The sequence below is a fragment of the Gracilibacillus sp. Marseille-QA3620 genome (genome assembly GCF_054950035.1).
This window is the reverse complement of the sequence record NZ_CM143102.1, coordinates 4,227,067-4,249,170: the sequence shown is the minus strand read 5'-3', so window position 1 is coordinate 4,249,170 and position 22,104 is coordinate 4,227,067. Positions and strand designations below refer to the sequence as shown.

Genomic DNA, 22,104 nt, shown 5'->3' with positions numbered 1-22,104 from the left:
GACTGGGAAAGGGACTTGGGAAAGGTCTTAATGCCTTAATTACTAATATGGAAGTCAGCAAAGAGGAATCCATAGAGGAAGTTAAACTCTCCGATTTGCGGCCCAACCCTTATCAGCCGAGGAAGTCATTTCAGGAGGATGCCATCGAAGAATTAAAGAATTCTATCTTACAGCATGGCATTCTGCAGCCATTGATCGTCCGAAAAAGCAGCATTAAAGGGTATGAAATTGTCGCAGGGGAAAGAAGGTTCCGTGCTGCAAAAGAAGCGAAGCTTAAAACAGTTCCGGTCGTCGTTCGTGAATTCGATGATAGACAGATGATGGAATTGGCCCTGCTGGAGAATCTGCAGCGCGAGGATTTAAATCCTGTGGAAGAGGGCGCAGCCTATCAGGCACTCCTTCGAAAACTCGATATCACACAAGAAGAACTGGCAAAAAGAATGGGGAAAAGCCGCCCTCATATTGCCAATCACATCCGTTTATTATCCCTGCCAGATGACATTCAGGATTACATCTCTAATGGCAAACTATCCATGGGACATGGACGTGCTCTATTAGGATTAAAGAATAAGAGCTTAATAAAGCCGATTGCCGACAAAGCGATTAAAGCTAACTTAAATGTGAGACAGCTAGAGGAGATTATTCATAATCAAAACGAGAATGTTTCACGTGAAACAAAGAAGGAGCCGCCTAAGGATATTTTCATTCAAGAGCGTGAAAGTCATCTGCGGGAACGATTTGGAACTTCTGTAACAATCAAGAAATCAAAGAAACGTGGAAAGATTGAAATTGAATTCTTCTCAGATGATGATTTAGAGAGAATCCTTGAAATGCTGGACAAATAAAAAAACCATTTTTAATGGTTTTTTTATTTTTTCAGTTTTCCTGAAGGTGTTCATCCTCATAATTCCAATTAAATGTAGGTGAAACTGAGTTGGCATGATTATAGGAAAGGCCGGCTAAGTATATGCCTCTGGAGATGGTTTTGGCCATCTTCAGCACTAGGTTAAGACGTGTATTTTGCAGGACAAAGAATTCCATAAAGCCACTGACATTTACAATTCCTGTGATATGGGCATCGCCCACATTAGGCAGTTCCTTATTGACTCCGGCACCCGGTTTAACGGGTCCTTTCCCGATTTGAATAATGCCGACGCTTTTGACTTTACCGAGGCACGCATCAATCCCTATGATGAACGGGTTATCGTGTAATTGATGGATATTCGCTAATTTTTCCTCTAAGTTAACAGCGTGGATTGGATCATCCAATGTTCCGTAAACATAGAAGTTTGCTAAAGGCTTTTCACTTAGAAGGGTTCCAATCAAAGGTCCTAGAGCATCACCAGTTGATCTGTCAGTCCCGATGCAAACAATGACGATTGGACGATTCCTTTCCTTAGGTAAAAGAGAAATGATTTCTTTGGAGAGAACATGATGGGCATTCTCTTCTTCATAAGATATTCGATTGGCTGAGTGTCGGTGTTCAAAAAAAGAAGGCCTCATGTTCATTTGTACCACTCCTCAAGAAAGATACTATCAGTATACGGAAAAGCAAAAATATATATACATTGGAATTGAAATTAAATGCTTAAAAGTATAACTCTTAGAGATGGTTATCTGATTGGTGACTGCTTAGACAGCAGATTTTAAGCTATATACAATATACCCACTCCCTTATAGACTAGAAACATGGAGTGAATTGGTAATCTAGTAATTTTAGAATGCAGGAATAAAACGGAATAATTATTTTGATATATCATTCAATAAAGACTTAAAAAACTTTATCCTTTGTGAGTTTTTTATCCTATGACTAAACACAGGATATGATAATATGGATTGTATCAATTTGGTGAGCTAGTTTATGAGCCGGAGACTTGATCATGCTCCACTTTACGGACAAAGACAACAGGATGATTGAATTTGAAATAATAACAGGTAAAGGGTGGTTTAGTTTGGATGAGAAAGAATTTGCCTTGAATGATATTGTTGAAATGAAGAAACAGCATCCATGCGGGGTGAACCGCTGGAAGATCATCAGAATTGGCATGGACATCCGGATTAAATGTGAGGGCTGCGGGCACAGTGTCATGCTGCCTCGCAAGGAGTTCGTGAAGAAGATGAAGAAGGTTGTTGAGAAGCACGAAGCTAGCTGAATACCTCAGCAGGCTAGGAAGAAAACAGACTCGACCGCTTGTCATTTACACACGTAGTCTCTATAATTGGAAAAGGTTTAAGTGATTATTGACATGTCTACATGTTTTACACATAAGGAGTGAATGAATTGGCATTAACAGCTGGAATCGTTGGATTACCGAACGTCGGAAAATCCACACTTTTTAATGCAATTACCCAGGCAGGTGCAGAATCAGCAAACTATCCATTCTGTACAATTGATCCAAACGTGGGAATCGTTGAAGTACCTGACCACAGATTACAAAAGCTAACAGAGCTTGTCATCCCGAAAAAGACAGTTCCTACTGCTTTTGAATTCACCGATATCGCCGGAATCGTAAAAGGCGCAAGCAAAGGGGAAGGACTCGGGAATAAATTCCTTTCACATATCCGCCAGGTAGACGCCATCTGCCACGTTGTCCGCTGCTTCGCTGATGAGAACATCACACATGTATCTGGCCGAGTAAATCCAATTGATGATATTGAAACCATCAACTTGGAGCTTATCTTAGCAGATATGGAAACAGTTGAAAAACGTATTGAACGCGTTGGCAAGCTAGCTAAGCAGAAGGACAAAGAAGCAGTAGCTGAATTTGAAGTCCTTTCCTTATTGAAAGAAGCATTTGAGGCAGAAAAGCCAGCTAGAGCCGTTGAATTCACTGATGAACAGCAAAAAATCGTTAAAGGTCTTCACCTATTGACGGTCAAGCCTGTTCTATATGTAGCGAATGTTGATGAAGACGAGGTTGCTGATGCATCGGATAATGAATATGTGAAACAAGTACGTGAATTTGCTACTGGTGAAAAAGCAGAAGTTATCGTTATTTGTGCAAAAATCGAGTCTGAAATCGCTGAGCTTGAAGGAGAAGAAAAGCAAATGTTCCTTGAAGAGCTTGGCATTGAAGAATCCGGCCTAGATCAATTGATTCGCGCATCCTACAATCTTCTTGGCCTTGCAACTTACTTCACAGCAGGTGTACAAGAGGTACGTGCATGGACATTCAGAAAAGGAATGAAAGCACCACAATGTGCCGGCATCATCCACTCTGACTTCGAACGCGGCTTCATCCGTGCAGAAATTGTATCCTACGACGACCTCATGGCAGCAGGCTCTATGACAGCAGCGAAGGAAGCAGGAAAAGTCCGCCTTGAAGGAAAAGAATACGAAGTAAAAGACGGAGACATCATCCACTTCCGCTTTAACGTATAAGAATAAGCAAGGTAGCCATTCAAGTGATTGGCACTTAGACTGTAGGCACAATCCGAGTAGGATTGTGCCTACAGTTTTTTTATGTTCTTGCATTCCATATGTTAGGGGAAGTTGTTTCTAGCCTCGTGATCTCGCTTACCCTATGGAGTGCGAGGCCGTTCTGTTGAATATACCCTTAAAAATGGGCTAAGTGTTTAAATCGCGCTAAGTTTTCATTACTCTCCTCAACCTTGCAATAAAATCTCCGCTGTAGTATAATCTATTCTTGTGAGTAATTATCGTTAATTGCTCCTTGCCCATTGGGCCGTTTAGACCAAAAGGAGGTGACAGTGATGACAAAATACGAAATTATGTATATCATCCGTCCAAACATTGAGGAAGATAGCAAAAAAGCGCTAGTTGAGCGTTTTAACAACATCTTGGCTGACAAAGGTGCTGAAGTTCTTGAAACAAAAGAATGGGGCAAACGCCGTCTAGCTTACGAAATCAATGATTTCCGTGATGGATACTACATGATCAACAAAATCCAAGCTGAAACTGCTGAGTCTGTTCAAGAATTTGACCGTCTTGCTAAAATCAGCGAAGATATCATCCGTCATATCGTAGTTAAAGAAGAAGCATAATTTTATTGGATGTTACTTGTTCCATGTGGAACAGTTTTCTAATAACGGGAGTTGATTCTGATGATAAACCGTGTCATTTTGGTAGGTCGTTTAACGAAGGATCCTGATCTCCGCTATACTCCAAATGGTGTGCCGGTTGCTACTTTCACGCTAGCGGTTAACCGCACATTTTCCAATCAACAAGGTGAACGGGAAACGGATTTCATTAACTGTGTTGTTTGGCGCCGCCAAGCAGAAAATGCAGCTAATTATCTGAAGAAGGGTAATCTTGCTGGGGTCGATGGACGCATTCAAACGCGTAACTATGAAGGCCAAGATGGAAAACGTGTATACGTAACCGAGGTACTGGCAGAAAGCGTGCAATTCCTTGAGCCAAAAGGCTCCTCATCAGGTGAGAGAATGGGCGGAAACCAATATGGAGGCAATGATAATCCATTTGGCGGTCAGGGCAATCGCAGCCAAAACCAGAATCAACGGAAGGATAGCAGTTATACGAAAATCGATGATGATCCATTCAGCAATGATGGACAAACAATCGATATTTCCGATGATGACCTTCCATTCTAAAATGAACTTAAACGCAGTGTGAAATATATAATTTAACTCAAAGGAGTGAATCAAATGGCAGGCGGACGCAGAGGCGGACGTGCAAAACGCCGTAAAGTTTGCTACTTCACAGCAAACGGCATTACGCACATCGATTACAAAGACGTAGATCTTCTTAAAAAGTTTATCTCTGAACGCGGAAAAATTCTTCCACGTCGTGTGACTGGAACTAGCGCTAAGTACCAACGTAAATTGACTATCGCAATTAAACGTGCTCGTACTATGGCTCTTCTTCCATTCGTTGCAGAAGATAAGTAAGAACGATAAAAAACACAGCAGGTTTCGACCTTGCTGTGTTTTTATTTTTCAGGGACTTTAAGGAAGACAGAAACACTCTCCATTGATAGACGTAGTTCAATTTTTTCTAAATTGATATAGCACTATATAATTTATTCACATAATACCCCTGTAAGTTGTTGAGGTGATGATGACCTTCATCTTAAGGGATAGATAGGAAACAAAATAAATCGGTTGTTCTTTTTGAAGAACGCTTTTCTGGACAAAAAATCTATATTCTTCTCCGTCATCTCCCTAAAAGTCCACACTGCTATTCATATCCTTTGGAAATATAATCAATGGATAACATTCTGTACAAAAGTGTCCTATGGAATGGTACCGGGAAAAACAAAAGGGAAATCGTCCTTTAGAATAGGGCTATATAATCAATATAGGACAAAATAGCATATGCGGGGAATGAATTACACAGATAAGATATTCCCGGCTTTATAAAAAAGATTTCGGGGGAGAATAAACAAGGATCGTTCATATCATTATAGGCGTTATTACTGTTATTTCGTTTTACTTATACTAAAATGATAATTAGCTATGTCTGAATATACATGAGAATTATTACCATGTTGGTCATGGTGCTATACTATCAAGTATAATAGATGTAATACATAATTGACCTCATTTTAATTAGGAGCTGAAACCATGCCGTCTTATTTAAAAAAGCAAGCGATTCGCTATCCGATTTACGCTTTGATAAGCGTAAGCGTGATGATTGTTGGCATCCTTGCTTATTATAATTGGATTTTTGCATTAGTGGCTTCTTTGCTCTTTGTCACCTTTTTCTTTTTGATTCTGCAGATTGAGTCTGCAGTACGAAAAGAAACAGAGGTATACATCTCTACCCTTTCTTATCGGTTAAAGAGGGTTGGAGAGGAAGCGCTTTTAGAAATGCCTATTGGCATTTTATTGTACAATGATGAGTTTTTAGTTGAGTGGGCCAATCCATATATGGCCAAATGCCTTGAAGAGGATACTTTGGTAGGCAAGTATATAGAACAGGCGGCAGAACCGCTGCTTCCTTTTCTCCGCAAACAGGAGACCGAGACCATCCTGACATTTTATAATCGGGAATACCGTATCGTCCATAAACCGGATGAGAAGCTGCTTTATTTCTTTGATGTGACTGAGCAAACAGAGATTGAGAAGCTGTATGAGGATGAACAGACTGTTATTGGAATCATCTTCCTTGATAACTATGATGATGTGACCCAAGGGATGGATGATCAGCGGAAAAGCGGGCTTAATAGCTTCGTTACATCCTTGCTGAATAATTGGGCGAAGGAATACGGTGTTTTTTTGAAAAGGATATCCTCAGATCGGTTCATTGCAGTAATGAATGAAAACATCCTTACTGAGCTGGAAAAGACAAAGTTTTCTATCCTTGATGATGTAAGGGAAACGACAGCTAAACAGAATGTGCCGCTTACACTCAGCATCGGTATCGGCAGTGGAATTCCATCCTTGCCTGACCTTGGTGTTATAGCTCAATCCAGTCTTGACCTTGCGTTAGGAAGAGGTGGGGACCAGGCAGCCATCAAGCTGCCAAATGGGAAGGTGAAATTCTACGGGGGCAAAACGAATCCGATGGAGAAACGGACGCGTGTCCGAGCAAGAGTTATTTCCCATGCACTTCGTGACTTGATTATTGACAGCGATAAGGTCATTATAATGGGGCATAAATTCCCTGATATGGATGCCATAGGCTCTTCTCTTGGTGTATTGAAGATTGCCCAGATGAATGACCGCGACGGTTATATCATCCTTGATCGGGATGAGCTCGATTCAGGCGTTAAGAGACTGCTCTGTGAGATTAAGCAGAAGCCGGAGCTCGATGCCATGTTTATATCACCTGAGAATGGTGTAGAGCTTATTACCGAGAAGACACTGCTGGTTGTCGTAGATACACATAAACCAAGCCTGGTCATCGATGACAGAATCATTTCTCGTACAGAGAAGATTGTGGTGATCGATCACCACCGGCGAGGGGAGGAATTCATTGATAATTCCCTTCTTGTCTATATGGAGCCATATGCGTCCTCTACGGCTGAGCTTGTGACAGAGTTGATTGAGTATCAACCGAGCCGGGTTAAGTTGGAAATGCTTGAATCCACCGCCTTATTGGCAGGGATTATCGTGGATACGAAATCCTTTACGTTCCGAACTGGTTCGCGTACCTTTGATGCGGCTTCATTCTTAAGAGGCCATGGAGCTGATACCATCATGGTTCAGAGGCTCCTAAAGGAGAGTGTAGATTCTTACCTGCAGCGGGCAAAGCTTTTGAGCAATGTGTATTTCTACAAGGATGGCGTCGCTATTGCAAGCGGAGAGGTATCGGGCTATGTTGATCAGGTGCTGATTGCCCAAGCAGCAGATACATTGCTGTCTATGGAAGGTGTATCTGCCTCATTCGTGCTTGCGAAGAAGGAAGAAGACATTATTGGTGTTAGTGCAAGGTCGCTTGGTGAGGTCAATGTTCAAGTCATCATGGAGCAGCTCGGGGGCGGCGGTCATTTAACAAATGCGGCAACTCAGCTTGAAAAAATATCCATGCTGAAGGCAGAACAAATGCTGAAAGAAGCAATTGATGAGCAATTAGAAGGAGGTACCATTTCATGAGAGTTATTTTCTTGAAAGATGTAAAAGGTAAAGGGAAAAAAGGGGAAATTAAAAATGTGGCTGACGGATACGCCCATAATTTCCTGCTTAAACAAGGACTCGCTGTAGAAGCAACAGGCGGCAATATGAAGACATTAGAGAACCAAAAGAATAAAGAGGCTCAGGTTGCCCAGGAAGAGCTTGAAAATGCGAAGAAACTAAAAGAGAGCTTAGAAAAGCTTACAGTTGAGCTTCAAGCGAAATCTGGCGACGGCGGCCGCATCTTTGGCTCCATTACAAGCAAGCAAATTGCTGATGCCATGCAAAAGCAACATAAAGTGAAGCTGGATAAACGGAAGATTGATCTTGAAAATCCGATTAAATCTTTAGGTTACACAAAGGTGCCTGTTAAGCTTCATCATGAAGTGACAGCTACCTTAAATGTACACGTCAAGGAACAATAAGCGACATTTTCCGGGAAATAATTTCAGAAAAAAAGTGATGAAAAGCTCAAAAGCTGATTTCATCACTTTTTTTTAGTATGATAGATTTTAGTGGATAAATTAATAAATAATTACCTATACCTATTCTGTTCATTTCCATATACAATAGAAGAACAAACAGTATGAATGATATTAGAGATGCCCAGGCATGAACGATTGTCAGAAGGGCCTTATTATACAAAGGGGGTTTGCCGAATGAATGAGCTCTTTACTGATTTGGTACCGCCACAAAACGTGGAAGCCGAACAGGCTGTATTAGGAGCAATCTTTCTTGTGCCTTCCTCACTTATACTAGCTTCGGAGATTCTTCTTCCGGAGGACTTTTATCGAAGCGCACATCAAAAGATTTTCCTCGTTATGCTCAAGCTGAATGACACGGGGAAAGCCGTCGACCTAGTGACGGTAACAGAAGAGCTTAGCGCAACGAAACAGCTTGAAGAAGTTGGCGGTGTGTCTTATTTAACAGAGCTTGCCTCTTCTGTGCCAACAGCGGCTAATATTGAGTATTACGCTCGAATCGTAGAAGAGAAATCTGTACTGCGCCGATTGATTAATACGGCGACGGGAATCGTTCAAGATGGTTATTCACGTGAGGATGAAGTGGAAAGCCTGCTTGGAGAAGCAGAAAAGAGCATTATGGAGGTTGCTTCACGCAAAAATGCGGGTGCCTTCCATAATATTAAGGATGTCCTTGTTCGGACATATGATAATATTGAACTTTTGCATAATCGTGTCGGTGATATTACTGGTATTCCGACAGGGTTTAATGATTTAGATAAGATGACAGCGGGATTCCAGCGTAATGATCTGATCATTGTCGCTGCACGTCCATCTGTTGGTAAAACAGCCTTTGCCTTAAATATTGCCCAAAACGTCGCAACAAAAACCGATGAGAATGTTGCCATCTTCTCCCTGGAGATGGGAGCTGAACAGCTTGTCATGCGTATGCTATGCGCTGAGGGGAATATTAATGCCCAGAACTTACGTACAGGCTCATTGACAGATGAGGATTGGAGAAAGCTAACGCTTGCGATGGGGAGCCTGTCCAATTCAGGAATCTTTATTGATGATACACCGGGGGTTCGCATTAGTGAAATCCGCTCTAAATGCCGTCGTCTTAAACAGGAGCATGGTCTTGGCATGATCTTGATTGACTACTTGCAGCTAATCCAAGGGAATGGCCGTTCCGGTGAGAACAGGCAGCAGGAGGTATCTGAGATTTCCCGTTCCTTAAAGGCGCTGGCCCGTGAGCTTGAGGTGCCGGTTATTGCCCTTTCCCAGCTTTCCCGTGGAGTGGAGCAGCGTCAAGATAAACGTCCAATGATGTCTGATATTCGTGAATCCGGGAGTATTGAGCAGGATGCCGATATCGTAGCCTTCCTCTACAGGGAAGACTACTATGATAAAGAAACAGAGAATCAAAATGTCATTGAAATCATTATTGCGAAACAGAGGAATGGCCCGGTCGGTACGGTGCAGCTTGCCTTTGTGAAAGAATACAATAAATTCGTCAATCTGGAACGAAGGTTTGAGAATGACGCGTTTCCGACTGGTGCATAATAAGAGAATCCGCTGCCTGAATGGGGCGGATTTTTTATATCCCTAAAATAATTACGAACATACTTTAATTATCCAATAAAAATGTTCGTGTTTTTCTTGATAATCCTGCTCGATATTGGTACACTAAGTATGTTTGTTAAGCAAAAAGCATATGCTGATTGCTCATAAATTTTGGAGGTGTCAGAATGTCTTCAGTAGTTGTAGTTGGTACACAGTGGGGAGACGAAGGGAAAGGGAAGATCACTGATTTTCTCTCTGAAAATGCAGAAGTCATTGCTCGTTATCAAGGGGGCAATAACGCAGGACATACTATTAAGTTTAATGGCGAAACATATAAGCTACATTTAATTCCATCAGGAATTTTCTATAAGGACAAAATTTCCGTTATCGGTAATGGGATGGTCGTTGATCCAAAGGCTTTAATCGGAGAGCTTGCTTATTTACATGAACGCGGTGTTTCTACCGACAATCTTCGTATTTCTAATCGTGCTCACGTTATTCTTCCCTATCACTTGAAGCTGGATGAGGTAGAAGAAGAACGCAAGGGAGCCAATAAGATTGGTACAACGAAAAAAGGCATTGGGCCTGCTTATATGGATAAAGCTGCCCGTATCGGCATCCGCATTGCTGACTTGCTTGATCGTGAAGTATTTGAAGAAAAATTGACACGAAATCTAGAGGAAAAGAACCGGATGCTCGAGAAATTCTATGAGACAGAAGGATTTACCCTAGCTGATTTCTTTGAAGAATATTATGAGTATGGACAGCAGATCAAGAAATATGTATGTGATACATCTGTTGTTTTAAATGATGCCCTTGATGAGGGTCGTCGCGTTCTTTTTGAAGGTGCACAAGGGGTTATGCTTGATATTGACCAAGGTACTTATCCATTTGTTACTTCCTCTAACCCAGTAGCTGGGGGAGTCACAATCGGAGCTGGTGTCGGCCCGTCCAAAATCAATCATGTTGTCGGTGTGTGCAAAGCATACACAACTCGTGTAGGGGATGGACCTTTCCCAACTGAGCTTCACAATGAGATTGGCGACCAGATCAGGGAGGTAGGAAGAGAGTACGGGACAACAACTGGACGCCCGCGTCGTGTTGGCTGGTTCGACAGTGTTGTTGTAAGACATGCCCGCCGTGTGAGCGGATTGACTGACCTTTCCTTGAACTCCATTGATGTCTTGACTGGTATTGAGACATTGAAGATTTGTGTGGCTTACCGCTACAAAGGACAAATCATGGAAGAGTTCCCGGCAAGTCTGAAAGTGCTAGCTGAATGTGAGCCGGTCTATGAGGAGCTTCCTGGCTGGACGGAGGATATTACAGGAGCGAAGACGCTCTCAGACCTCCCAGCGAATGCTAGAACTTACCTGGAACGCGTATCACAGTTGACAGGCATTCCATTGTCCATTTTCTCTGTTGGACCAGACCGCAATCAAACCAATGTATTGCGCAACCCATACGGACTTTAATAAGGATAGCAAGGCAGCCTTGCCGAGCTTGTACAAAAAAGGACTGAGAATACATATTCTCAGTCCTTTTTTCCTTAGCTCTGTTAAAAATGAATGATGATAGTAGAATACCGGTAATTAACGTTTCAAGCTGTTGACTCCTGCGTGGTCAGCGGACAGGGGTGACCACGCAGATTGCCAAAGCACCCCCGTCCGCCCTTAGATTCAGCCGCCTGCAACGAGGATCAGCGATTTAGATTAATCAAGCCTAGATGTCAGCGCAACATTCGTACTTGGACACGGCAAATTCAGTCATGTTCCAACCTCTTTTTTTTTTGTATAAGATTTCATTGATACGAATGGAAAGGAAATACAGGTACAAACAGCAAAGAAAATGATAAAAAAGTGAAAATATGAGCGGAGCAGCCTGTTTACAAAGCTTTGTTTGCGGGAATATAAGGAAATTGGTATTTATCGCTTATTCCAGTAGATAACTGGATTTTTTCTTAAAAAGGTGACCTAATCAAGGAGAAATGATAAAGTAAGTTTGAAGGAGTTTATAGAAAATGGGACAAGTCTTGTCCTATTTTTATATAGATTTATAAGCTAGGTAAAGGAGTCGCTGTAATGGATAAGAAAATTTTAGTCGTTGATGATGAGAAACCAATTGCTGACATACTCCAGTTTAATTTAAAGAAGGAAGGGTTTGAGGTGTATTGTGCTTATGATGGCAATGATGCAATCAAGCTCGTTGAAGAGATACAACCTGATTTGATTTTACTTGATATTATGCTCCCGCAGCAGGATGGAATGGAAGTGTGCCGGGAGGTAAGAAAGAAATACGATATGCCAATCATCATGCTGACCGCGAAGGATTCTGAAATCGATAAAGTGCTCGGTCTTGAGCTTGGAGCAGATGACTATGTGACAAAGCCTTTCAGTACGCGTGAGTTGATTGCGCGTGTTAAGGCAAATCTTCGCCGACAGAAGCATGCGGCAACCCAGCAGGATGAGCAGGAGGAAACGAACGAAATCACTGTCGGCAATCTGGTTATTCACCCAGATTCCTATATGGTATCGAAAAGAGGGGAGACAATCGAACTCACTCATCGTGAATTCGAGCTGCTTTTCTATTTAGCGAAGCATATTGGACAAGTTATGACACGGGAGCATCTTCTGCAAACAGTATGGGGCTATGATTACTACGGAGATGTAAGAACAGTCGACGTTACAGTTAGACGTCTAAGGGAGAAGATAGAGGATAATCCGAGCCATCCGGCATGGATTGTTACGAGAAGAGGAGTTGGCTATTATCTCCGTCACCCAGAACAGGAGTAACTCTTATGAAAAAAGTCGGCTTTTTTAAATCGATTTACTTTAAATTCGTATTAATCTATTTGCTTCTAATCTTTGTAGCGATGCAGATTATTGGTGTTTATTTTGCCCAGCGCCTGGAGCAGCAGTTATTAGACAGCTTCAAGAGCTCTATTCAAGAGCGGGTTACGATTTTGAAATATAGTCTTGAGAAGGAGATCACCGAAACGCGTAAGGTCGGTGATCCGACTTTGATGGAGGATATTGAAACCACCATTGGGGATTATGATTCTGATGATATTTTGGAGATTCGTGTCATGGACCAAGATTACAAGGTCATCGGCTCCTCTGCTGAGAATCAGGATATTGTCGGAACTCGTTTTAACGATAAGATGGTCATGACGGCCTTTAATCAGGGGACGGCTCAGAAGGATATTCGGATAGATGCGGGTACTGCCGAACGAATTCTCCTATGGTCTGAGCCGCTCATGACAGAGGATGATGTTGTCATTGGCAATCTGTACTTAATAACGAAGATTGAGAATGTCTATGAAGAGCTTGAACAAATCAACACGATTATGGCAAAGGCCACAATTATCTCCCTGGCTGTAACAGCTATATTGGGTGTTTTGCTAGCTCAGACGATTACCAAGCCAATCTCGGACATGAGAAGGCAAACAATGGCGATGTCACGCGGAAACTATTCTCGAAAAGTAAAAGTCTATAGTGATGATGAGATTGGGCAGCTGGCTGTGGCCTTCAACAACTTGACGAAGAAGCTTCAGGATGCTCAAGCCACAACAGAGGCAGAGAAGCGGAAGCTATCATCTGTTCTAACCAATATGACAGATGGGGTGCTGACGACTGACAGGCGAGGACGTGTCATTTTAATTAATGATACGGCTCTTTCCATGCTGAAGGTTTCACGTGAAACATCTTTATCGAAGCCAGTGACAGAAGTATTAGGATTAGAAGATTCCTATACATTTAATCAGCTATTGAATGAAAAGGAATCGATTATTTTAGATCACAGCTCTGATAAAAAGCTGTTATATTTAAGAGCAAACTTCTCCATTATTCAGCGTGAAACAGGCTTTGTGAATGGATTGATTGTCGTTTTGCATGATATTACCGAACAGGAAAAGATTGATGAGGAACGTAGAGAATTCGTAGCCAATGTATCTCATGAATTGCGAACGCCATTGACGACAATGCGAAGCTATCTTGAGGCATTGGCAGAAGGTGCGATGCATGATGAGGAGCTTGCACCGAAATTCTTGAATACAGCTCAGACAGAAACAGAACGGATGATTCGTTTGGTGAATGACCTTCTTCAATTGTCTAAGCTCGATAGCACAGATTATCAATTATCGACAACGTGGGTAGACTTTGGCCGATACTTCCATCGTGTGATTGACCGTTTTGAAATGACAAAATCTAGGGATGTGACCTTCAAGCGTCTTATTCCTGATGAATCAATTGGTGTGGAGATTGATGAAGACAAAATAACGCAGGTACTTGATAATATCATTTCCAATGCCTTAAAGTATTCCCCAGAGGGCGGACAGGTTACCTTTAAGCTTCAGGTCATTGGACCAAATATTGAAGTCAGCGTCCGCGATGAGGGAATGGGAATTCCAAAAGAGAATGTCTCACGAATTTTTGAGCGATTCTACCGTGTCGACAAAGCACGCTCACGGAAGATGGGCGGCACCGGCTTAGGTCTTGCTATCGCAAAAGAAATGATTGAAGCACATAAGGGGCAAATATGGGCATCAAGCGAGGAAGGAAAAGGGACAACCGTCTTCTTTACGCTTCCATATGAACCTTTACAAGAGGATGATTGGGAATGAGCTGGGAAGGATTAAAAAATATTTTATTGTTCTCCTTAATTGTAATCAGCGGATTGCTTACTTGGTCATATTGGTTCTATCAGCCGACTTATGAGATTGACAGCTCTCAATATGTCCAGACGAAAATTACGAGCAATGGCAATATGGAGCCTGATGAGGTCGTGCAGCCGGTCAAGGTACTGTACCATACCCGAGGCTCCTATTACGGAACCTATTCGGATGAACTGGTGCCGGAAATGATTGATTCCATCAAACGGTTTAGTCTCTTTAATTTCCAGAACCAATCTGAGAAATATGATGTGAAATCTATAAAGGAATTAATGGAGCAGGATGGGGCGATTGAAGTCATATTCAATGATCATGTGCCTTTATCCTTCTATAAAAAGTATTTGAAGATTGAAGATAGCAGCGTGCCAGATATCAACTTTGACCGAATTGTGGTCTTTACGGAGAACATCGGTGATAGTAATCATGCGGTTTATTTCATTTCAGAGGATGAAGAGACAGTAGTGACAGCAGCTCTTGAACCTGAGGTGCTTGAGCAGTTTGCTTCTTCCTATGCAAAGACAGAGAATTATGTAAGGTATGAGAAGATTGCCATTACCGATCAACAATCTGTTATTGTGCCAGCTGGCAGGCAAAAGGTAACAGGATACAGCTATTTAACCAAATTTGTATCCGCAACAAGTTTCATGAAGGCCTTATTCTCTGTTCCTGATACAGTGAAACAGGAAGGCGATTTTTATACAGATGGATCAAGCCTCCTGAAGGCAAACTCCAAAACCATGATGATTGAGTATAAGAACCTTGCTGTGGGTGCAAAGGAAGAGAAAAATACAGATACTCATATCCTCCAAAGAAGTATTGATTGGATTAACACCCATGCAGGCTGGGATCAACGATATCGTTATGCTGCATTGGATGAGAGAAATAGAGATATCCTCTATCGCCTCTATATATCCGGCCTGCCTGTATTTAATGACACAGGTATCTCAGAATATGATGTTGAATGGGGCACGGAGAATGTGAAGGTGTATGAGCGTCCATATGTGTATCTCGGTGATAAGGCTCTGACACAAAGTGAGAATACTTTGCCAGCAGCGGAGGATGCGCTCGCCGTCTTTAAAGAAAGCATGAGCAAGCAATATAATCCAGATAAGCTCACCGACATGACGATCGGGTATATGATGACGATTGATGAGAGTACTGGCACAGATATTATCGTCTTAAAACCGACATGGTATTTCTATTACGACCAGTCCTGGGTAACGATAACGGATAAGACTAAGGGAGGCATCTTGGATGGATTGGAATAAAACAAAGAGTCTATTCATTATTGTCTTCCTCATTCTAGATATTTTTCTTCTTTATCAGTTCATTGATTTCAAGGCAGCCAAGCTTGAAATCAATAAAGAAACAACCCTTGAGGAAAAGCTGAAGGATGCTGGTATAGTGTACTCATCCATGCCAAGCGGGTCTGTTACTGAGAAAACGATTAGTGCAAAGGCAAAGGTATTCACAGAAAGTGATATCCGAGGTCTCAAGAATCAAGATGCTGTTCTTGGTGACGAACACACAATTCTTTCCCAACTAGAGAAACCGATAGCAATTGGAACAGGCGAGGGGAAATATTACGAACTGCAAACATTTATGGAGAAAAATATAACAGCTGGTGATTCTTATAAGTTTTGGCGCAAGGAAGGCCAATCCATTATTTATAATCAAGTTTATAATGGGCGGATGCTTTTTAATAATCAGAACGCCCAGATCGTCTTTCAATTGAATGAGAAAGATCAAGTAGTGAGTTATGAGCAGACCATGCTCGATAATATCGAGGAATTTAACGATAATCAAGCCATCGACCCAGCTGTGAAAGCATTGGGAAGCTTGCTGACGAATGGATATTTAACGAATGGCAGCAAAGTCACAGATCCTGAGCTGGGGTATTACACGCTGATTGAAGTGACGGAGTCTGAAATCTTGGTGCTTGTGCCAACCTGGCATTTCAAGGTGAATGGACAGGAGGATTATTTCGTTAAAGGAACCGATAGTGAAGTATTGAATACAGAAGAAGAGAATTTAACGGAGTGAGGAATATGTCAATGCAATTCAGCGTTCTCGCCAGCGGGAGCACGGGAAATTCTCTTTATGTAGAATGCGGGGGGAATTCCTTTCTCGTCGATGCCGGCTTGAGCGGCAAGAAAATGGTAGAGTTATTAGGAAAGATTAATAAAAAGCCTGAGGATCTCTCAGGCATTTTCGTGACCCATGAACATAGCGACCATATTAAGGGCCTTGGTATCATGGCTCGAAAATATCAATTACCGATTTATGCGAATGCGAATACGTGGAAGGCAATGGAGGGCTTGATTGGGGAAATTCCAACTGAGCAGAAGTTCGAATTTGGGATGGAGACCGTGAAGACATTCGGTGAGCTGGATGTAGAATCGTTCGGTGTTTCCCATGATGCAGCTGAGCCGATGTTCTATGTCTTCCATCATGGAGATAAGAAGCTTGTAACGATTACAGACACAGGCTATGTGAGCGACAGGATGAAAGGAATCATCCATAATGCAGATATGTATATATTTGAGAGCAATCATGATGTAGGCATGCTGCGGATGGGTCGGTATCCGTGGAGCGTTAAGCGCCGAATTCTAAGCGATGTAGGCCATGTGTGCAATGAAGATGCAGCAATTGCCATGAGTGAGGTCGCAGGTGATCGGACAAAGCGGTTTTATCTGGCCCATTTAAGCAAAGATAATAATATGAAGGACCTTGCCCAAATGTCTGTTGCCCAAACGCTAGAGACAAAGGGGATTCGTGTCGGAGAGCAATTTAGCTTATATGATACTGATCCTAACGAGCCAACTGAATTAATTGAGCTATAACAGAGAGAGTATCTCTGTTATTTTTTTGACCGCACATAATCTTCCATTCAGCAGGGAAAAGAATAAGCGAAAGAGTTGAAACAGTAATTTACGGTTTATATTATGGAAATAAACAAATAATAGAAGGTAAATTGAGTTCAAGCTGAAAGGAATGTGTGTGGATGGGCTATTATGATCAAGATGATAACCAGTTCAGGCGGCAGAAAAGCCAAGGGAAGGGCGGATATTTCGTATCAGGTCTCATTGGTTCGATTATTGGGGCCTTGCTTGTCCTCTTCTTAAGCGGCAATCTTACTGGCGGAAATGGACAGAACAATCCTGGTTCCATAAACCAAAATAACGGAACATCCAGTCTGACGCAAAATCTCTCAGTGGATGTGACCACAGATGTTACAAAGGCGGTCGAAAAAGCAGCTGATGCAGTTATTGGCATAACGAATATTCAAGGCTCTAGTTTCTTTAATGAGGAGACGGAAGCAGGAACAGGCTCCGGTGTTATTTATAAAAAGGAAAATGGAAAAGCCTTCATTGTGACCAATAATCATGTCGTTGAAGGAGCAAGCACGCTTGAGGTGACATTGACAGATGGAACAAAGACAGAGGCAAAGCTGCTAGGCAGCGATGTATGGACCGACTTGGCCGTCATTCAGATTGACGACAAAGGGGTCGATACCGTTGCACAGTTCGGAAATTCTGATAAACTAAAGTCTGGCGAGCCCGTTATTGCGATTGGAAATCCGCTTGGGCTGAACTTTTCTGGATCGGTGACCCAAGGAATTATTTCTGGCTTAAATCGAACAATCCCTATTGATGTCAATTCAGACGGGATTGAGGATTGGAACGCAGAGGTCATTCAAACAGATGCGGCTATTAATCCTGGTAACAGTGGAGGAGCGCTTGTTAATATCAACGGCCAGGTGATTGGCATAAACTCAATGAAAATTGCTGAATCCTCTGTTGAGGGTATAGGTTTGTCAATCCCCATCAATTATGCCATTCCAATCATCGAGGACCTTGAAGCCCATGGAAAGGTGAAACGGGCTTATATGGGGACATCTTTACGGTCATTGAGCGAAGTGACAAGCTATCAACAGGATGCAACATTGAATCTACCGTCCAAGATAACGGAAGGGGTAGTCATAGCAAGTGTCGAGCCAGGTTCACCAGCTGAGAAAGCTGGATTGAAGGAATATGATGTCATTGTTGAGCTGGATGGTGATGCAATACCAGATGTACCATCCTTAAGAAAACACTTATATGCTGAGAAGAAGATTGGTGATACGATGAAGGTGAAGTATTACCGTAACGGCAAGGTTCAAACAACGGAAATGACGTTGGCGGAAGCTGACTTACAATAATAGTTGACGGAAGCAGGGGACTGTAGACGGTGCCCTGCTTTCCCTATTGAAAAAAGAATGGAGAGATTGAAATGAAAATTTATTGCTGTGCAGAGCATGTGGAAGTAGGACTCGATAATATCGTGGATGAGGCAGAAGTACCTCCATTTATCAACAACCTTTCTGATGAAGAAGGAGGAAAAGTTACTCACAATTCGGGCGAATTCACCTGTGAATACTGTGGAAAACCAGCTGTATATGTTGTGGCGAACGAACATTCGGACACAATATGTGGAGGGTAACTGTGTATATGTGGATAACATTTGTGGATAAGTTGTTTGTAAAGTGAGGATGAACTGTGAATATCTCGATTGTAACGGTAGGTAAATTGAAGGAGAAATACTTGAAACAAGGAATAGAGGAATACACGAAGAGACTATCGGCCTATGCCAAAATTGATATCATTGAAATACCCGATGAAAAAGCTCCTGAAACCTTAAGCGAACAAGAAATGCTTCAGGTGAAAGGAAAAGAAGGGGAGAGAATCCTTGCTAAAGTTCCAGATGATGCCCATGTTATCGCCCTTGCCATTGAAGGGAAAATGAAATCATCTGAGGAACTTGCTGACACACTCGACAAGCTCGCTATATACGGCAAAAGCAAAATCGTCTTCGTTATCGGCGGCTCTCTTGGCTTGAGTAAGGATGTCATGAAGCGGGCAAATGATACCCTGTCATTTTCAAAAATGACGTTCCCGCATCAGTTGATGAGATTGATTTTAGTGGAACAGGTGTACCGGGCGTTTCGGATTAATCGAGGAGAACCCTATCATAAATAGATGAGGTTTTAATAAAAAAGGCTGAAGAATAGACTTGAATATTGGCATCTCAGCCAATGATCAACCTGAACTTTTAGGCGGTATTTTATGAATCTATTGCCTAAAAGTTCAGGTTTTTTAGATGTTGCTGCACCGATTGATTAATAGCATTAGTCAGTTTTTTTACGTTTCTTATCTTTTTTACCCTTTAGTTTGCGGCTCTTAGATTCTTTATTCTTATCTTTCTTTTTTGTCTTTACTTTGTTGTGTTTATCTTTCTTGTGTTTCTCCTTTGTATGTTTACCTTTTTTATCTTTGTCTTGTTTTTTCTTCTTCTTTTTCTTCTTTTCATCACTCGGTTCATCTGGTGGAGTAATATTTTGAAGGCTTTCGTCTTCTGGCAGCAGTGCAGGAAGAGGCGTCTGCAGCGTACGCTCCCAAACCTCCATAATGTCATGTGCGACTCTAGACCAGTTATAATGGCTTATGGCGAGTTCTCTTCCTCTTTTCCCCATGCTTTGCATTAATGATTTATTTGACAATATTTCAGAAATCTTTTCTGCAAAGTTTGCTGGGTCCTCTGGATCTTCGATTACAAAGCCATTTTTCCCTGGAATAATGACCTCTGCGTTTCCTCCTCTTACCGTTGTTATAATAGGAAGGCCGGAAGCCATTGCTTCATAATGAACGCGTGCGAGTGGTTCTTGCCAAATAGAGGTACAGACGAATATATCGGCAGCCGCAAACCAATCTTGGATATCAGCTGATGATACAAAGCCTGTTGTCACAACAGGAACGGTTTGTTGTTTTGCTAAAGATCGAATATAGGCTACATAATCGGTTATTTTGTTCTGGCTAAACCAGTTTCCTCCTACGATAACCAAGGCTAGGTTTTTGTGTTTTTTTGAAAGCAGGGGTAATGCTCGAATTAGCCGATCTACTCCTTTGTTTGCGGAAAGTCTTCCTGCAAATAGGATGACATTCTTATCTTCTAAACCATGTTCTTTACGAAGCCGATTTCGAATAGATTCCATTTTAGAATGATTGCCGGGTAAAAACCGTTCAGAATCAACACCTGAATAAATAGTGCGGATTTTTGAGGATGCTTCGGGATAGAGGCTGCGGATGACATTCCCTACATAGTCGCTGATTGTTATGATCATAGAGACTTCTTCTATTGCTGCATGAGCTTCACTCGATTCGATTTTATCAAGATTAAACATATCATTGTGCATGCTAAGGATAATTTTCGAGTGAGGTGCAACGCTTCGAATCGGCATAACAAGGCGAGGGCGATTAAAAACGTGAATGATGTCAAAAGAGTTGGAGGCTAAAAATTGAACGATTCCTTGTTGATAGAGCGGCAATAATTTCCCTGGTACTCGGACATATTTAATGCCATCCTTGACTTCTTCATTAGGAAGCGATGGGTCTGTTATTCCTAAAACAGTAATACTATATGACTTTGCTAGGTGTGGAAGGCTTCCGGAAATATACGTTTGAATGGCCCCTCCAAGGACAGGCGGTACAGGAAGTTTTTCAGTAGCTATCATTAAAATTTTCATGATGACTGATTCCTCCAATCAGCTTTAATTTCCTCTAATGCCGGCCATTTGGATTGGTCAGTATCAACAATTATTCTAATTAATTGAGAGGTTGTTTCATCTAAAAATATTTCTGGCTCATATAGTAACTCTTTGACATTTTTATAAAATTCACTAGGAAGTGACAAATCAATTAGTAAGATGTCATATAGCTCTGTACTGATTGGATTTGCCTCGTGATAAGCTTGAATCATTTCACGCATCCACGTTACATCCCATCTAAATAAATCTGCCATGGTTCCTGTTATCAATTTCCTTAAGTCACGTATGGGAAGATCATATGCTACACCATCAAGGTCAATAATCCACATTCCATTCTGTCCCATTTGACCATTTGACCAGCCGTAATCCTGATGAACCAGACCCCAATTTGTATTACCGAGTTTTACTAGTTCCAAGTATTTTGACTGATTTAATGCTTCGATACTATTCTTTGCTTGTTCTTCAAATAAATCGATAACATTTAATAGCTCCTGACTAGCAGGCATTGAACTATACGCTATAGCTACATTTCGGAACCAATCCATTTTCCTGAGGATTTTTTGGTAGCTTTTTGGCCACTTATACAATCTTGAGGCAATTTCTGCCCCGGCAGGGGGGACATACCCTTGACTTAACCGGTGAAATTCACCGAGCGCATAGCAAAGCTGTTTTGCGCCTTCTAAGTCTTTTGTTACTGGCATTAATGGTTCAATCCATTCTGCAACAAACCATAACTTATCTCCGGCCTGAACATAATCTTCACCCGATTTGGTTGTGATAATTCCCGGTACCCTTGCATTTTTTATGTCTACCAAATACCTTTGGGCACCAAGACTAAACATGCTTCTTGTAGGTCTTCGATGGAGAAGCTTAAAACTTTTAGGTCCATCATCGGTCTCCAACTTCCATATGGCACCGCCCTTATCAGGCTTTGTTGTGACCACCTGCATGCTATTAACTTTTAAATTGTACTGTTTAAGAACCTCTAGTCCCATATCATGGATATAATCAGGTACATAAAATTCATCATGAGTAGATAATTCGTCCATTTCCCACGGTACAATAATTTGATGCTCCAATGTATCACTTCTCCTTTTCCATGCAAATTATACCTTTACAGATCATGAAAAAAAGGCAATTTGAAAAATAGCAACCTCATTTAAATAAGCTACAGATACTGTTTATTAATATGCTTAAGGGACAAGAATGGACAGTCCATAAGCGGATTAAACTGGTAATTTAGGGGAGTGATTGGAAATCAAATACGTTTTTAAATGAAGCGTTTGGTCCGA

At 41.7% G+C, this 22,104-nt stretch carries 21 protein-coding genes; 18 read left to right on the top strand and 3 right to left on the bottom strand.

The window, feature by feature from the left end; all coding sequences use genetic code 11:
* Positions 1 to 2: 2 nt before the first annotated feature.
* Positions 3 to 845, top strand: coding sequence for a ParB/RepB/Spo0J family partition protein (locus ACY8DX_RS21160; protein WP_049673091.1), 843 nt, complete (start codon positions 3 to 5; stop codon positions 843 to 845).
* A gap of 31 nt (positions 846 to 876) precedes the next feature.
* Here the strand turns inward: ACY8DX_RS21160 and yyaC are convergent, their stop codons facing one another.
* Positions 877 to 1,509, bottom strand: coding sequence for a spore protease YyaC (gene yyaC / locus ACY8DX_RS21155; RefSeq protein WP_049672659.1), 633 nt, complete (start codon positions 1,507 to 1,509; stop codon positions 877 to 879).
* A gap of 401 nt (positions 1,510 to 1,910) precedes the next feature.
* Between yyaC and ACY8DX_RS21150 the strand changes: the two genes are divergently transcribed.
* The 17 genes from ACY8DX_RS21150 to rlmH all read left to right on the top strand — a co-directional run bounded on the left by ACY8DX_RS21150 (position 1,911) and on the right by rlmH (position 19,247).
* Positions 1,911 to 2,153, top strand: coding sequence for a DUF951 domain-containing protein (locus tag ACY8DX_RS21150; RefSeq protein WP_049673092.1), 243 nt, complete (start codon positions 1,911 to 1,913; stop codon positions 2,151 to 2,153).
* 128 nt (positions 2,154 to 2,281) lie between these two features.
* Entirely contained in the window at positions 2,282 to 3,382 is a 1,101-nt protein-coding gene (gene ychF, locus ACY8DX_RS21145; RefSeq protein ID WP_462406019.1) for a redox-regulated ATPase YchF, read from the top strand.
* 329 nt (positions 3,383 to 3,711) lie between these two features.
* Positions 3,712 to 4,005 (top strand): 30S ribosomal protein S6, encoded by a 294-nt coding sequence (gene rpsF / locus ACY8DX_RS21140; RefSeq protein WP_269431797.1) that lies wholly within the window; start codon positions 3,712 to 3,714, stop codon positions 4,003 to 4,005.
* A 60-nt stretch (positions 4,006 to 4,065) separates the two neighbouring features.
* Positions 4,066 to 4,572 carry a single-stranded DNA-binding protein gene (gene ssb, locus ACY8DX_RS21135; RefSeq protein WP_049672662.1) on the top strand — a complete coding sequence of 169 codons (507 nt, stop codon included), beginning with the start codon at positions 4,066 to 4,068 and terminating at the stop codon, positions 4,570 to 4,572.
* A 54-nt stretch (positions 4,573 to 4,626) separates the two neighbouring features.
* Positions 4,627 to 4,869 (top strand): 30S ribosomal protein S18, encoded by a 243-nt coding sequence (rpsR, locus tag ACY8DX_RS21130; RefSeq protein WP_049672663.1) that lies wholly within the window; start codon positions 4,627 to 4,629, stop codon positions 4,867 to 4,869.
* Between the two features lie 675 nt (positions 4,870 to 5,544).
* Positions 5,545 to 7,518: a DHH family phosphoesterase gene (locus tag ACY8DX_RS21125; RefSeq protein ID WP_049672664.1), complete on the top strand. Its 1,974-nt coding sequence runs from the start codon at positions 5,545 to 5,547 to the stop codon at positions 7,516 to 7,518.
* Positions 7,515 to 7,961 (top strand): 50S ribosomal protein L9, encoded by a 447-nt coding sequence (gene rplI / locus ACY8DX_RS21120; protein ID WP_049672665.1) that lies wholly within the window; start codon positions 7,515 to 7,517, stop codon positions 7,959 to 7,961. Before ACY8DX_RS21125 ends, rplI begins: the two co-directional genes overlap by 4 nt.
* Before the next feature lie 234 nt (positions 7,962 to 8,195).
* Positions 8,196 to 9,560 (top strand): replicative DNA helicase, encoded by a 1,365-nt coding sequence (gene dnaB / locus ACY8DX_RS21115; RefSeq protein ID WP_049672666.1) that lies wholly within the window; start codon positions 8,196 to 8,198, stop codon positions 9,558 to 9,560.
* 185 nt (positions 9,561 to 9,745) lie between these two features.
* The gene (locus ACY8DX_RS21110) at positions 9,746 to 11,035 is read left to right on the top strand and encodes an adenylosuccinate synthase (protein ID WP_049672667.1); all 1,290 of its coding nucleotides are present in this window, start codon (positions 9,746 to 9,748) and stop codon (positions 11,033 to 11,035) included.
* 606 nt (positions 11,036 to 11,641) lie between these two features.
* Positions 11,642 to 12,352, top strand: a complete 711-nt coding sequence (gene yycF / locus ACY8DX_RS21105; protein WP_049672668.1) for a response regulator YycF — start codon at positions 11,642 to 11,644, stop codon at positions 12,350 to 12,352.
* 5 nt (positions 12,353 to 12,357) lie between these two features.
* A complete protein-coding gene (gene walK / locus ACY8DX_RS21100) occupies positions 12,358 to 14,181 on the top strand; it encodes a cell wall metabolism sensor histidine kinase WalK (RefSeq protein ID WP_439802310.1) in 1,824 nt (607 codons plus the stop codon).
* Positions 14,178 to 15,497 carry a YycH family regulatory protein gene (locus tag ACY8DX_RS21095; RefSeq protein ID WP_049672670.1) on the top strand — a complete coding sequence of 440 codons (1,320 nt, stop codon included), beginning with the start codon at positions 14,178 to 14,180 and terminating at the stop codon, positions 15,495 to 15,497. Before walK ends, ACY8DX_RS21095 begins: the two co-directional genes overlap by 4 nt.
* On the top strand, positions 15,484 to 16,272 hold the full coding sequence (locus ACY8DX_RS21090; protein WP_049672671.1) for a two-component system regulatory protein YycI: 789 nt from the start codon (positions 15,484 to 15,486) through the stop codon (positions 16,270 to 16,272). Before ACY8DX_RS21095 ends, ACY8DX_RS21090 begins: the two co-directional genes overlap by 14 nt.
* 5 nt (positions 16,273 to 16,277) lie before the next feature.
* A complete protein-coding gene (locus ACY8DX_RS21085) occupies positions 16,278 to 17,072 on the top strand; it encodes an MBL fold metallo-hydrolase (RefSeq protein WP_049672672.1) in 795 nt (264 codons plus the stop codon).
* Between the two features lie 161 nt (positions 17,073 to 17,233).
* Complete coding sequence (locus ACY8DX_RS21080; RefSeq protein WP_439802311.1) at positions 17,234 to 18,430, top strand: S1C family serine protease; 1,197 nt, start codon at positions 17,234 to 17,236, stop codon at positions 18,428 to 18,430.
* A 71-nt stretch (positions 18,431 to 18,501) separates the two neighbouring features.
* Complete coding sequence (locus ACY8DX_RS21075) at positions 18,502 to 18,711, top strand: CxxH/CxxC protein (RefSeq protein WP_462406018.1); 210 nt, start codon at positions 18,502 to 18,504, stop codon at positions 18,709 to 18,711.
* Between the two features lie 56 nt (positions 18,712 to 18,767).
* Entirely contained in the window at positions 18,768 to 19,247 is a 480-nt protein-coding gene (gene rlmH, locus ACY8DX_RS21070) for a 23S rRNA (pseudouridine(1915)-N(3))-methyltransferase RlmH (protein WP_462406017.1), read from the top strand.
* A gap of 149 nt (positions 19,248 to 19,396) precedes the next feature.
* On the opposite strand, the gene ACY8DX_RS21065 is transcribed toward rlmH, so the two are convergent.
* Positions 19,397 to 20,791 (bottom strand): glycosyltransferase family 4 protein, encoded by a 1,395-nt coding sequence (locus ACY8DX_RS21065; RefSeq protein WP_462406016.1) that lies wholly within the window; start codon positions 20,789 to 20,791, stop codon positions 19,397 to 19,399.
* The gene (locus ACY8DX_RS21060; protein WP_442853823.1) at positions 20,788 to 21,861 is read right to left on the bottom strand and encodes a CotS family spore coat protein; all 1,074 of its coding nucleotides are present in this window, start codon (positions 21,859 to 21,861) and stop codon (positions 20,788 to 20,790) included. Before ACY8DX_RS21060 ends, ACY8DX_RS21065 begins: the two co-directional genes overlap by 4 nt.
* Positions 21,862 to 22,104 lie beyond the last annotated feature (243 nt).

Coding starts and splice junctions, on each gene's coding strand:
- dnaB (WP_049672666.1), top strand. CDS start 8,196: ATGAATGAGCTCTTTACTGATTTGGTACCGCCACAAAACGTGGAAGCC.
- ACY8DX_RS21085 (WP_049672672.1), top strand. CDS start 16,278: ATGTCAATGCAATTCAGCGTTCTCGCCAGCGGGAGCACGGGAAATTCT.
- ACY8DX_RS21065 (WP_462406016.1), bottom strand. CDS start 20,791: ATGAAAATTTTAATGATAGCTACTGAAAAACTTCCTGTACCGCCTGTC.
- rpsR (WP_049672663.1), top strand. CDS start 4,627: ATGGCAGGCGGACGCAGAGGCGGACGTGCAAAACGCCGTAAAGTTTGC.
- yyaC (WP_049672659.1), bottom strand. CDS start 1,509: ATGAACATGAGGCCTTCTTTTTTTGAACACCGACACTCAGCCAATCGA.
- rplI (WP_049672665.1), top strand. CDS start 7,515: ATGAGAGTTATTTTCTTGAAAGATGTAAAAGGTAAAGGGAAAAAAGGG.
- ssb (WP_049672662.1), top strand. CDS start 4,066: ATGATAAACCGTGTCATTTTGGTAGGTCGTTTAACGAAGGATCCTGAT.
- ACY8DX_RS21110 (WP_049672667.1), top strand. CDS start 9,746: ATGTCTTCAGTAGTTGTAGTTGGTACACAGTGGGGAGACGAAGGGAAA.
- ACY8DX_RS21125 (WP_049672664.1), top strand. CDS start 5,545: ATGCCGTCTTATTTAAAAAAGCAAGCGATTCGCTATCCGATTTACGCT.
- yycF (WP_049672668.1), top strand. CDS start 11,642: ATGGATAAGAAAATTTTAGTCGTTGATGATGAGAAACCAATTGCTGAC.
- ACY8DX_RS21075 (WP_462406018.1), top strand. CDS start 18,502: ATGAAAATTTATTGCTGTGCAGAGCATGTGGAAGTAGGACTCGATAAT.
- ACY8DX_RS21080 (WP_439802311.1), top strand. CDS start 17,234: ATGGGCTATTATGATCAAGATGATAACCAGTTCAGGCGGCAGAAAAGC.
- ACY8DX_RS21095 (WP_049672670.1), top strand. CDS start 14,178: ATGAGCTGGGAAGGATTAAAAAATATTTTATTGTTCTCCTTAATTGTA.
- ACY8DX_RS21060 (WP_442853823.1), bottom strand. CDS start 21,861: ATGGACGAATTATCTACTCATGATGAATTTTATGTACCTGATTATATC.
- ACY8DX_RS21090 (WP_049672671.1), top strand. CDS start 15,484: ATGGATTGGAATAAAACAAAGAGTCTATTCATTATTGTCTTCCTCATT.
- walK (WP_439802310.1), top strand. CDS start 12,358: ATGAAAAAAGTCGGCTTTTTTAAATCGATTTACTTTAAATTCGTATTA.
- ACY8DX_RS21150 (WP_049673092.1), top strand. CDS start 1,911: ATGATTGAATTTGAAATAATAACAGGTAAAGGGTGGTTTAGTTTGGAT.